The organism is Paenibacillus sp. FSL H7-0918, assembly GCF_038007025.1.
Lineage (GTDB): Bacteria > Bacillota > Bacilli > Paenibacillales > Paenibacillaceae > Paenibacillus_AQ > Paenibacillus_AQ odorifer.
This window is the reverse complement of the sequence record NZ_JBBOWJ010000003.1, coordinates 1,099,582-1,111,674: the sequence shown is the minus strand read 5'-3', so window position 1 is coordinate 1,111,674 and position 12,093 is coordinate 1,099,582. Positions and strand designations below refer to the sequence as shown.

The 12,093-nt window shown below is 44.2% G+C and carries 10 protein-coding genes; 8 read left to right on the top strand and 2 right to left on the bottom strand.

Annotation, left to right across the window (positions count from 1 at the left end; all coding sequences use genetic code 11):
* Positions 1-392 precede the first annotated feature (392 nt).
* The 4 genes from MHI15_RS24925 (at position 393) to MHI15_RS24910 (ending at position 6,149) form a co-directional block, all read left to right on the top strand.
* Entirely contained in the window at positions 393-2,279 is a 1,887-nt protein-coding gene (locus tag MHI15_RS24925; protein WP_036686132.1) for a glucose PTS transporter subunit IIA, read from the top strand.
* Positions 2,276-4,045: a phosphoenolpyruvate--protein phosphotransferase gene (gene ptsP / locus MHI15_RS24920; RefSeq protein ID WP_076279821.1), complete on the top strand. Its 1,770-nt coding sequence runs from the start codon at positions 2,276-2,278 to the stop codon at positions 4,043-4,045. Before MHI15_RS24925 ends, ptsP begins: the two co-directional genes overlap by 4 nt.
* Before the next feature lie 180 nt (positions 4,046-4,225).
* Complete coding sequence (locus MHI15_RS24915) at positions 4,226-4,756, top strand: sigma-70 family RNA polymerase sigma factor (RefSeq protein WP_341164990.1); 531 nt, start codon at positions 4,226-4,228, stop codon at positions 4,754-4,756.
* Positions 4,749-6,149, top strand: a complete 1,401-nt coding sequence (locus tag MHI15_RS24910) for a DUF4179 domain-containing protein (RefSeq protein ID WP_341164989.1) — start codon at positions 4,749-4,751, stop codon at positions 6,147-6,149. The genes MHI15_RS24915 and MHI15_RS24910 overlap by 8 nt, the downstream gene beginning before the upstream one ends.
* A 92-nt stretch (positions 6,150-6,241) precedes the next feature.
* On the opposite strand, the gene MHI15_RS24905 is transcribed toward MHI15_RS24910, so the two are convergent.
* Positions 6,242-6,766: a type 1 glutamine amidotransferase domain-containing protein gene (locus MHI15_RS24905; RefSeq protein WP_341086338.1), complete on the bottom strand. Its 525-nt coding sequence runs from the start codon at positions 6,764-6,766 to the stop codon at positions 6,242-6,244.
* A 209-nt stretch (positions 6,767-6,975) separates the two neighbouring features.
* Here MHI15_RS24905 and MHI15_RS24900 point away from each other — a divergent pair, with 209 nt between their 5' ends.
* From MHI15_RS24900 to MHI15_RS24890, 3 genes are all read left to right on the top strand, one after another.
* Complete coding sequence (locus MHI15_RS24900; protein WP_341164988.1) at positions 6,976-7,440, top strand: hypothetical protein; 465 nt, start codon at positions 6,976-6,978, stop codon at positions 7,438-7,440.
* 252 nt (positions 7,441-7,692) lie between these two features.
* Entirely contained in the window at positions 7,693-8,703 is a 1,011-nt protein-coding gene (gene ccpA, locus MHI15_RS24895; protein WP_036686140.1) for a catabolite control protein A, read from the top strand.
* Positions 8,704-8,795: 92 nt separating this feature from the next.
* On the top strand, positions 8,796-9,491 hold the full coding sequence (locus MHI15_RS24890; RefSeq protein ID WP_076279818.1) for a 5'-methylthioadenosine/adenosylhomocysteine nucleosidase: 696 nt from the start codon (positions 8,796-8,798) through the stop codon (positions 9,489-9,491).
* Between the two features lie 3 nt (positions 9,492-9,494).
* Here the strand turns inward: MHI15_RS24890 and MHI15_RS24885 are convergent, their stop codons facing one another.
* On the bottom strand, positions 9,495-10,127 hold the full coding sequence (locus tag MHI15_RS24885) for a GNAT family N-acetyltransferase (RefSeq protein WP_076279817.1): 633 nt from the start codon (positions 10,125-10,127) through the stop codon (positions 9,495-9,497).
* Between the two features lie 159 nt (positions 10,128-10,286).
* On the opposite strand from MHI15_RS24885, the gene acsA reads away from it, so the two are divergent.
* Positions 10,287-12,011 carry an acetate--CoA ligase gene (gene acsA / locus MHI15_RS24880; protein ID WP_341164987.1) on the top strand — a complete coding sequence of 575 codons (1,725 nt, stop codon included), beginning with the start codon at positions 10,287-10,289 and terminating at the stop codon, positions 12,009-12,011.
* The last annotated feature ends 82 nt before the right edge of the window (positions 12,012-12,093 follow it).

The following is a 12,093-nucleotide window of genomic DNA, read 5'->3' as shown; positions in this document are numbered from 1 at the left end:
TGCGCAAGGGAATAATTGCACTTTATACAACTAAATCGCCGAAATAGCTACCTAAATGCGAAATAGTTGCACTTTATACACTTAGAACGCATCAAAGATTAGGTTAAGTGGGAAATCACTAAAAATAGTTGTATGAAGTGCAGTTAAAAAAGTGCTCAGAGTAACGTCGATAGGAATAGTTGCACAAAGTACACTTAAACTCGATTCTAACTCTGTAGTATTCATCAGCCTCACGTAAATACCAGCCGTTCTATGGATACTAATGAATAAATGTTTAGTGGAATGTGAGAATATTTGTTTTAAAAATGTAACGTGATGATCTCATGAGTTTCTTTTGACAAAAATCCCCGCAGCGCTTACCATTCAATATAGAAAGAAAGGAGAGGGTAGCCTTGAATTGGCTCGGATCATTGCAGCAATTGGGCAGAGCCATAATGCTTCCTACCATGGTACTGCCGGCAGCAGCCATTTTGCTGAGTTTGGGCAGCTTACCATGGTCTGCATGGGGACTTTCTTCGGTGTCTGAAGTGGCTACTTACGCGGGGCAGGCAATATTTTATTATATGCCTTATTTGTTCGCTGTAGGTGTAGCCTGGGGGTTATCCAATCAAGCCGGAACAGCGGGGCTTGCAGCGCTGGCTGGGATGTTCACTTACGACCGAATTGTCACCCAAATGGGAGACGGGCTTGTACAACCTGCAACACTAATCGGAATTTTGCTGGGGATCGTTGCGGGTGTCGCGCAAAACCGGTTTAAAAATATTAAGCTTCCAGAGGCGATCCAGTTTTTTGGAGGGTCGCGTTTTGTTTTGCTGTTCATGGGCTTGTTTTCTGCCGGGTTCGCATGGGTAATGTTAGGAATATCTCCGTTGCTGCAGATAGGGCTGGATAATCTTTTTCAGGGAATATTGCAGACGGGCGGGTTTGGCGTTTTTATCTATGGGGTCCTATATAGGGTTCTGACCGCTTTTGGACTACATCATATTCTTAATAATGTGTTTTGGTTTCAATTTGGGAATTTTACGACTCCTGATGGCAGTGCTGTGGTTCAGGGGGATTTGCCGCGTTTTTTTGCAGGTGATCCTACGGCGGGGATTTTTATGGCGGGGTTGTTTCCGATTATGATGTTTGCGCTGCCTGCCATTGCTTTTGCAATTATTCAGGAAGCGCGCGAGGATTTGAAGCCCAAGATTAAAAAGACTTTTGTGCGGGCGGCGTTGGTTTGTTTTCTGACCGGGGTTTCGGAGCAGATCGAATTTGCATTTTTATTTGCTTCTCCGTATTTGTTCGCGGTACATACTGTAATGTCCGGTCTCGCTATGGTGCTGACCTACATGCTGGGAATCCATCACGGGTTCTCCTATTCGGCTGGAGCCATCGATTTCTTCTTGAACATGCATTTGTCACAGAGGGCTTGGCTGCTGATTCCGATTGGTATCGGCTACGGGATTGTATACTATAATTTATTTCGCTGGGCGATTCGCCGTTTTCAAATCCCGACACCGGGGCGTGAAGAAGGTTCAGAGCTTGGGGATTGGGCCGGCAATATCCCTTATCAGGCACCGCTGATCTTAGAGGCGCTTGGAGGCAAGGAGAATATTGTACAAGTGCAGTCCTGTATCACCCGTCTGCGGCTTACCGTTCATAATGACCGATATATAGATACTGGAGCGCTTAAAGGTTTAGGTTCTGCTGGGATTATCAAGCTAGGCGGCGGAAATGTCCAGGTAGTATTTGGCACGTATTCAGAACTGATCCGCGAGGAGATTAATAAGCTTATGCTTCGTGATTTACCGCAGGTGCTGTTCAGTTCGCCAATGCAGGGTAGAATGATGCCCATTGAGGAAGTGCCTGATCACATTTTTGCAGCTAAGCTAGTGGGGGATGGGGTTGCATTTTTGCCGGAAAAAGGGGAACTTACTTCACCCGTATTCGGGAAAGTTATGCACGTCTATCCTACAATGCATGCCGTGGGTATTTCGACGCCGGAAGGGTTGGAAGTACTCATGCATATAGGGATCGACACTTCACAGCTCAAGGGACCCTTTGAGGCGGTTGTAAAAGAAGGCGACAGCGTGGAGCCGGGTCAATTGCTTGTTAAATTCGACCTCGCTTATTTGCGTGAACATGCGGCCTCATTGGCTACACCGATGGTGATCACGAATCCTGATCGAGTCAAATCATGGAGCTATGCTCCATTTAAAAATGTTAAAAAGGGGCAATCATCAGTAATGTCCGTAGTCTTACACGAAAGTAACGTTGGAGGGATTGAAGGATGATACAAGGCATAGGCGCAGCAGCAGGTGTAGCTATCGGGAAGGCCTTTGTCTTGCCGAACTGGGAATGGAGCTTACCGGATACACAAGTGAACCCAGTGGATCTAGCTAAGGAGTTTGAGCGTTTATACGAAGGTATCCGTACCTCTAAGGACGAGATTGAATTCATCAAAAAAGAGTTCAGAGAAGTGGTAGGTCCGGAGGAATCGAGTATTTTTGATGCTCATCTGGCGATCTTAGATGATCCTGTGTTCATGAGTGAAATCCGAGGGATCATTGAGCGCCAGTACAAGGCGGCAGAAGTAGCTGTGAAAGAAGCGATTGATCATTTTGTAGCGATGTTTGATCTGCTAGACGATGAGTACATGAAGGAGCGGGCGGTGGATATCAAGGATGTCGGAAACCGTCTTTTAAAACATCTTTTAGGCGCTCCAGAGGTTACGTTACCATCGGATACACAGCCATATATTCTTGTTGCGAAGGAGTTGTCTCCTTCCCAGCTAGCTCACTTGAATCCAACTTATGTTCTAGGTATTGTCACCATGATGGGCGGTAAAACCTCACATTCCTCCATTATGGCTCGTGCGCTAGGCATTCCTCTTGTAGCAGGCTTGGAGAATAATCTGTCTAATCCTATTCAGACCGGGGACATGCTTGTGATCGACGGTGATACCGGATCTGTACAAATCCATCCAGATGAACTTACGATAAATGAATACGTAGCGATTCGGGATAAACAGCATAAAAAGAAAGAGCAACTGGAACTGCTCGCCACCGTGGAGGCTGTTACCAAGGATGGTGTGAACCTGCGACTTGCCGGCAATATCAGTTCAGTTAAAGAACTCAACATAGCGCTTAAGTATGGAGCTGAAGGCGTAGGCCTGTTCCGCACGGAGTTTCTTTATATGGACCGCAGATCTTTTCCAACTGAGGATGAACAATTTGAAGTGTATAAACAGGTTGTCGAGAAGGTGGGCAATAACACTGTAGTGATTCGTACGCTGGATATTGGCGGGGACAAGCAGTTGGATTATATCCAGCTGCCTGAAGAGCAGAATCCTTTCCTTGGTTACCGGGCGATTCGCATCAGCTTGGACCGATTAGATATGTTCAAAACCCAGCTAAGTGCCATTTTGCGGGCAAGTGCATACGGGAATGTAAAGTTAATGTTTCCAATGATTTCTTCCGTAGAGGAAGTGCAGGCGGCAAAAGTTGTTTTAGAAGAAGTGAAAGCTGAGCTGGAGCAACGAGATATCCCTTTTAACCGGAATCTTCCTGTGGGTATTATGATTGAAGTTCCGGCGGCGGTTATGATTGCTGATTTACTGGCTGAGGAAGTTGACTTTTTCAGTATCGGCACTAATGATTTGGTTCAATATGTGTTAGCGGTAGACCGTATGAATGAACAAATTGCTCATATGTATCATCCGTACCATCCAGCGGTTCTGCGAATGATCCGTATGACGGTAGAAGCGGCACGTAATGCCAAGATTGATATCAGTGTATGTGGTGAAATGGCGGCGGATGAGCGTTCTTTGCCTCTTTGGCTGGAGCTGGGAATTAGAGATCTCAGCATGTCGCCGCAGGCGCTGCTGAAGGTTAAACACCGCACACTGAACACATTGGCCAAGGATGCCAAAAGAATCGCCAAAGCGTGTTTCCACCATCGTACAAGCTCAGAGACGGAAGAAATGTTAACTGCGTTTGCCCAAAAAAGTGGTCTTACACTTGGATCAAGCGGGGAACTACAGGAGAAAGCCTCATCCTAAAGTTACTGTAACTTTTATTCAATTCATATCAAGGTTCGGCATTCTTGCCGAACCTTTTTCTTTATTTAAGCCATACTTTTTAAAAAAACAAAACCGTTTGCCCTGCGGCGCAGTCAATACATAGAGAGAGTTACACAGAACCGATTTAAGAATAAAGGCAAGGGGGGAGGCAGGCCGAAAATGGATCACATTATAAATGACGAAATGGAAATGGCTGCTACGGATGAAGAGCTGTTTTATGGGCAAGTGGCTGGACAGAAAAGAAAACTTTATAGCATTGCTTACAGCTATTTGCGAAATGAAGCGGATTCGCTGGAGGTTTTGCAGGAGGCCACCTGCCGTGCATGGATTAAACGAAAAAGCTTAAAAGATGCGGAGCGTTTCGCTCCTTGGTTAACACGTATTTTGATTAATTGCTGTAATGATGAGCTGAAGCGCCGAAAGAGGAATACAGTCGCAGAAGCTGCTCGAAGTGATGAGGGGATCATGGAGATGAAAAGTGACCGCAGACTGGACATGGAACAAGCGCTGGATGGAGTGAAACCCAAATATCGCCAAGTGCTGGTGCTCAAATATTACAAGGATATGACCCTTGCCGAGATTGCAGAGGTGCTGGATAAACCCGAGGGCACAGTGAAGACATGGCTGAATAAAGGATTAAAACAACTGCGTGACAAAATGAAGCGGAAGGGGGAGCTATTTTATGGCTGAGTCTGAAGAGAAGCTGCTTAAAGATTATTTTCAGAAAATCGATGCGGAGGCAGAAGAAATTCTGGATGTAAAACTGGACACCGCGATCCGCAAGGGGATGCAGCAAGGGAACCGTTCACGTTTGTCTTTTAGAAAAAAGTACGCTGTTGTTGTATTGGTAGTCTTGGCATTCGCCTTACTTATAATTGTGCCTTGGGCAAATCAGATGATAAATCCCGTACGTGCGCAATTACCTCCAAAAAGCTGGGGTCAGCTTGAAGTGTTTAGACCCGTTATTGCTAATAATCTGACGATTAAATCAGCACTTGATGCGGGGATGATGAAGGAGGTAAATATCTCTTCTCCTGAGGTGGACGGGATAACATGGACTGTTAATGGAATCATTGCAGACCGAAGAGGCATTGCTGTGCTTTATACAATCCAGAACAATACGGATCAGAAGATGCGGCTTTTTGGCTTGTCTTTGAAAAAGACTCCAGAGGATAAATACCACCTTAGTGGATACAGCGGGTTTAGCACTTCTAATGCACAAGAGGTTGGGTCCCCTGGGACGACTCGTATGTATGAGCAAATCGTCTGGGATAAATATCAGGATGAGATACCAGAGGAGTTGAATATCACACTATCGCTTTTTCCAGATGCTCTTGGTCAAGTTTTTAATAACAAGGATATAAAAGAAATGGATGTCAAAATTCCACTGGAAGCTGATAACAATTATTTTGAAGGAGAACTCGTTGATCTGAAGGATAGTCTGTCTATCGGCGGACAGAAAATTATAATGGACCAGGTTTATATTGGGCCTACGGGTATTTATATGCGACAAACCTTTGGCAGAGAGAATACGATGAGGATTTTCAGTTTGCTTTCACCTAAGCTTGTCCTCGGAAAAGGGGATCATCAAGAGGAACTAATGTGGGCAAGTGGTTCGAATATTTACCACAATGACAATATGAGACCTGATGATCCAATCAAACTTGAAGTTGAGGGAATCTCTGCTCTAGATCAGTCAGAGGTCGAGCTAGTGATTAACACGGAAACACAGCAGATTTTAAAGGCACCGGATAACTATCTCACGATTTCTAAACGGACCGCGGATGAGGAGAAGGGGATTATATTATTGGATTTATTGATTCCCAAAAAAGTTGAGGAGTTGCATGAAGCAACCGGTTTTGGGATAGACGATAATTTTGTGGATAGCGCTGGAAGCGGACATTGGCTTGTACATGATTCTGAGGGTTATTCTAGATATAGAGAATACCGTGAGGACGCTAAGGGAACTACAATAACTTATTTTCTCAACGTAGGCAAAGAAAAGCTGCCTCAACCTTTGACTTTTAGGTTTACAAATTATCCAAATATGATCATGGAGACGGATTCTGTGCGGATTAGATAACCATCTGGATTTTAAAGCCTCAAATCAAAAGCCCTGTTCCTCAAATTGTGAGAAACAGGGCTTGTTTGATTTTAAACTATATACCTACTGTTTTATTCCCCAGCGAGTGCATCGCAAAAGGCTTTCCCGTATGGCGGAAGATCTGGCGGGCGGCGAGCAGAAATGATATGTCCATCCGTAACCACAGCTTCATCCTTCCAGATGGCTCCGGCATTCTCCATGTCATCACGGATGCCTGGCGTGGAGGTGACGGTTACACCTTCCAGAATTTTAGCGGAAATTAATACCCAGCCTGCATGGCAGATCTGCCCAATCGGTTTTTTAGCCGCATTAAAATCCTGTACGAGCTTTAGAACGGCACTGTATCTACGGATTTTATCAGGAGCCCAGCCGCCTGGAACCAAAATCCCATCATAATCTGCGGCATTAAGCTCGTCCCAGGAGTATTCTGCTTTAGCAGGTACGCCATATTTACCGATGTACGTCTTATTTTTTTCCAGACCTGCCAAATGAACCACAGCACCTTCTTCTCTCACCCGATACACGGGATACCAGAGCTCCAAATCTTCAAATTCATCGTCTACGAGTGCTATGACCTTTTTACCGGTTAGTCTCATTTAGTTAAGCTCCTTTCGATTCCCATGATTCTTTCATTATTCTATCAAATTTAAAATATGAAGTCATCTTTAGGGATGTAAATTATAGACAAATTGCCAATTTAATCATTATATGCAATAAAGGAGGGTTTTAATCGAGTAGAGTCGAATATAGAAGTTGAAAAAGTCAAACTTTGTGCTTTATTAATTTTGTGCAAGAGGTGTAGAAGATGTATAAAGATAATTTGATGGAGAAGTTGTGCAGTTGTGGTGGCCTCATGAACTTACATATGCATTCTTTGATTTTTAATACGAAGATGAAGATTACCCACGTTCCTGTCTATACCTGCCCAGAATGCGCTAGTTATGAACCTTTGCAGTTTATTAAAGCAGATCTAGGCAAATTAGTAAAAGAACTCAGTGGAGAGGATCCGGGAAAAGATTTTTTGTTTACGGAGAGAAATGAATTGGCCAGTGTATTAAAAGAATCCTTGTCAGAAACTATAATAGGGGGAATATCAGAACTAGAGACGATAATCCGAGAGAGGATTCAGAGCCGAGTCGATATGCTTCTCGATATCTATCGTTTAGCTGAAAAGCTGTCAGACCAGCATTGGATGGAAGAAACTAGTCGAAGATTGTCTCAATTATCCTTCCAAATGACTGAAAATGAAGATTATAAAAAAATTGTGTGAAAATAATGAAAATTTTTCACGGAATGTTGGATTTTTCACTCACTTTTTGTTACGATAGATAGAAGTTACATTATTGATGCTCTTGGACAGGTTAACCAGCACTGGTCACAATTTTAATCCAGGGTGACGTTTTCAGCCTTGAAAGAAATTTTGAAAGGAAAATGAAGCGTTATCATTGCACAAATGTACAAAGTGTCGTATCATATTTTTAATTAGTCGAACGATAAAATTTATCGCAATGGAGAGAGTAATTTGACGGTAACCATTTACGATGTAGCTCGAGAAGCAGGCGTATCTATGGCTACGGTATCACGGGTTGTGAATAATAACCCTAACGTGAAACCGCAGACCCGGAAGAAAGTTTTTGAAGCGATTGAACGTTTGGGATATCGTCCCAATGCCGTGGCAAGAGGTCTTGCCAGTAAGAAAACGACAACCGTTGGGGTTGTCATCCCTGATATTTCAAACTCGATTTTTGCAGAAATTGCACGCGGGATTGAAGATATCGCGAACATGTATCATTACAATATCATATTGTGTAACGCGGATAAGCGTAAAGAGAAAGAAATTCGTGTCATTAATACCCTTTTGGAGAAACAGGTCGATGGTCTGCTCTTCATGGGGGGGACAGTAACTGACGAACATATTCAAGCTTTCCAGACTTCTGCAGTTCCGATTGTTCTATGTGCTACACGGGATGAGAAGGGAACTTATCCTTCCGTTGACATCGATCATGAAACCGCTGCTTTTGATGCTGTGAACACATTGATTCGTCACGGTCATCGTGAGATCGCTATGATCAGTGGCACACTGCAGGATCCTGCAAATGGATATGCACGTTTCCATGGTTACAAGAAAGCATTGGAACAGGCAGGAATCGAGTACCAAGAGGATTTGGTACGCATCGGTAACTACCGCTATGAATCTGGTGTAGAAGCAATGAAGTATTTCCTTGGACTCAAGAAGAAACCAACCGCTATTTTTGCGGCAACGGATGAAATGGCTATTGGTGCCATTCACAGTATTCAAGATGAAGGTCTGAAGGTTCCGGATGATTTCTCCATCATTAGTGTGGATAATATTCGTATGGCTTCGATGGTTCGTCCTTTGCTGACAACCGTAGCTCAGCCTATGTACGATTTGGGCGCAGTTGCGATGAGACTTTTGACCAAGCTTATGAAGAAAGAAACCGTTGAGAATCCGCGGGTTATCCTGCCTCATGAAACGATTCTCCGCTTGTCGGTTAATCATCTAAATAAGTAATTTAAGAACTGAACAGTTATTCCGTAAAAAGCTCCTTATGGAGCTTTTTATGTTTTTATTTGCTAAATAAATCATCAAAGGAGGTATTTACTGTGAGTGAAATCATCGGATTAATCGGAGCGATGGATGAAGAAATCAAGCTGCTTCTAGAGGGTATGGAGGACAAGCGGACAAAAGTTAAAGCAGGTATACAATATTACATAGGAAACATATTAGGAAAATCCGTAGTGCTCTGTAAATCTGGCGTGGGTAAAGTAAATGCAGCAGTTACAACTCAGATTCTAATTGATAATTTTGGCGTATCCCGTGTGCTGTTTACGGGGGTTGCTGGAGCAGTACATCCAGAATTGAATATTGGAGATATTGTTATAGCTTCTACATGTGTACAACATGACATGGATGCTACGGGGCTTGGGTTCGCAAGAGGCGAAATTCCTTATCAGGAGACTTCCGTCTTCCAGGCAGACCCTGCGCTAGTACAGCTTGCTGAGAAGGCATGCAATGAGCTAGGTCAAAAGTACTTGATAGGCAAGGTGTTATCTGGTGATCAATTCATTTCTAATGCGGAGATTGTAGCTGAATTAAGAGACCAAATGGATGGAGCTTGTGTGGAAATGGAAGGGGCGGCGGTTGCCCAAGTCTGTCATATGAACGCCACGCCCTTTGTCATCATTCGCTCCATGTCAGATAAGTCTGATGGATCAGCTGAGGTGAATTTCAGGGAATTTACAGAACAATCTTCACAACGCTCGCATTCCATTTTAGAATTTATGCTGCAGCATATTTAATGATCAATACATAAAGCGTTGTCTAAAACGTACTCTGTCAAAGGTCTCCTGGGAGGACATGGGCACCTCTTGTCCAATGCGAACCATTAGGCAGTTAGCGGGATGTGAGCAAATTTCTGGATCATCCGTAGCATACCAAACCATATTTACGGTCTTCATCAGCCGTTCCATCATCTGGCGATAGGCCCATACGTCCAGCCCACTGCCTTTTAAATCCCAGTGCCAGTAATACTCTGTTGTAAAAACAATACAATTCTCCAATTGCTCCCGCTCAAAAGCAGTAGAAACCAGCAGCCGGCCTAGTCCGGCCCCTCTATAATCATTACTCACCTCTATCGCTCCAAGCTCAATAAGATCCTCCATACCACCCTGTGACCATAACTCCATTTCATCTGGATAATGGAAGGTCACATAGCCTACTATAACGTCATTCTCTACTGCGGTAATTACACGGCCCTCTGGCAAGCTGGCGATCTCTACGAGCGCCTCTTGTTGCTCTAAGGGCCTGCGGAAAGCATCAAGGTCCTGATGCATATGCAGGACTTCAAGGTCCTCGGGAGATCGGGGTCCGCTCACAGTTATCGTTCTACCCTTATAGGAGAGAGTATGGGAAATAGGGATTTTGCGATGCTCCATGACAGTGCTCCTTTCAGATCAAAAAAATGGTATGTAAACGCTTGCTATGGTATACTAATTCAGACATAAAAAATTCACATTCATTGCATTGACATCATTATTTAAAACATGAGTCTTACCCTTAAAGCTTAAATCAAACGAGTGAGGGAGGCAAGAGTGATGGGTCAAGTCCATAGCGAAATTTTGCCGGGTCGTGTGCAGAGCTCCAATATGTCTGATTATGCGGAGGCAGTAGCCAATTTTGAGTGGGAGGATGTTGAACGTAATTTCTCATGGTATGAAACCGGCAAGGTTAATATGGCCTATGAAGCCGTTGATCGCCATGTGGATGAAGGGCGGGGAGCGGCAACGGCCCTACTCTACAGTGACACTGTACGGGAAGAATCCTATACATTTGCCGATCTGCAGGAGCGGTCGAACCGGTTCGGAAATGTATTGCGTAAATATGGCATCGGTAAAGGAGATAGGGTATTTATTTTTATGCCTCGCCAACCGGAACTGTATTTCAGTCTGCTAGGTATTCTCAAAATCGGAGCCATAGCAGGACCCTTATTTGAAGCCTTTATGGAAACAGCAGTTAAGGATCGTTTGGAGGATAGTGGGGCTGTTGCGCTAGTAACTACGCCAGAATTGCTGCATCGGGTCACGCGAGAAGAGCTTCCTGAGCTGCGTCATATTTTTCTAGTAGGTGGAGCAACTGATATTGAGCAAGGAAACTTAGGATTCGCAGAAGAGATGGCTAACGTTTCTGCTGATCTTAATTTAGAATGGCTTGATTTGGACGATGGCCTTATTATGCATTATACTTCTGGTTCTACAGGTAAGCCCAAAGGCGTTTATCATGTGCATAGAGCAATGATTCAACATTATTATACAGGTAGAGTAGTGCTAGATCTACGTCAAGACGATATATACTGGTGTACGGCAGATCCTGGCTGGGTGACCGGAACTTCATACGGCATATTTGCCCCTTGGTTAAACGGGGTGACCAATGTAGTCAGAGGCGGCCGCTTTAGTCCTCAGGATTGGTATAAGACAATCGAACGGAATAAGGTATCTGTATGGTACAGCGCACCTACAGCTTTTCGTATGTTAATGGGTGCAGGGGAGCACTCTTTACAGGGGATTGATTTAAGCAGTTTGCGCCATGTTCTATCGGTTGGTGAACCGTTAAATCCGGAAGTAGTACGTTGGGGAGATAAATTTTACAATCAGCGTATTCATGATACTTGGTGGATGACTGAAACAGGGGCACAATTGATTTGTAATTATCCGTCAATGGATATCAAACCAGGCTCGATGGGCCGTCCGTTACCGGGGATTGAAGCAGCGATTCTGGATGACCGGGGAAATGTTCTCCCGCCTTTTTCTATGGGGAATCTTGCGATAAAAACTCCGTGGCCATCCATGATGAAAACGATATGGAACAATCAGACGAAGTATGAGGAATATTTCCGGATTCCTGGCTGGTACATTTCTGGCGATTCAGCTTATATGGATGACGAAGGATACTTCTGGTTTCAGGGACGAATTGATGATGTCATCAACTCTTCTGGTGAGCGTATTGGTCCATTTGAAGTGGAGAGCAAATTAGTGGAGCATCCGGCAGTGGCAGAAGCGGGTGTAATCGGCAAACCGGATCTTGTGCGGGGGGAGATTATTAAGGCTTTTATCTCGCTTAGAGAAGGTTATACTCCAACTGCTGCCTTGAAAGAGGAGATCGCCGCTTTTGTCAAAGCGGGTCTGTCTGCACATGCTGCCCCGCGGGAAATCGAGTTTAAGGATAAACTTCCGAAGACACGATCAGGTAAAATCATGCGGCGTGTCCTGAAGGCATGGGAGCTGCATCTACCGACAGGAGATCTATCCACGATTGAGGATTAGAATGAATTGTAAAAAAACACCGTTCCCGGATGAATTCATGGGAACGGTGTTTTGCTGTGTGAAATTATTTAATGATCTTTGG

Coding starts and splice junctions, on each gene's coding strand:
- MHI15_RS24905 (WP_341086338.1), bottom strand. CDS start 6,766: ATGAGACTAACCGGTAAAAAGGTCATAGCACTCGTAGACGATGAATTT.
- MHI15_RS24885 (WP_076279817.1), bottom strand. CDS start 10,127: ATGGAGCATCGCAAAATCCCTATTTCCCATACTCTCTCCTATAAGGGT.
- MHI15_RS24910 (WP_341164989.1), top strand. CDS start 4,749: ATGGCTGAGTCTGAAGAGAAGCTGCTTAAAGATTATTTTCAGAAAATC.
- MHI15_RS24915 (WP_341164990.1), top strand. CDS start 4,226: ATGGATCACATTATAAATGACGAAATGGAAATGGCTGCTACGGATGAA.
- acsA (WP_341164987.1), top strand. CDS start 10,287: ATGGGTCAAGTCCATAGCGAAATTTTGCCGGGTCGTGTGCAGAGCTCC.
- ptsP (WP_076279821.1), top strand. CDS start 2,276: ATGATACAAGGCATAGGCGCAGCAGCAGGTGTAGCTATCGGGAAGGCC.
- MHI15_RS24900 (WP_341164988.1), top strand. CDS start 6,976: ATGTATAAAGATAATTTGATGGAGAAGTTGTGCAGTTGTGGTGGCCTC.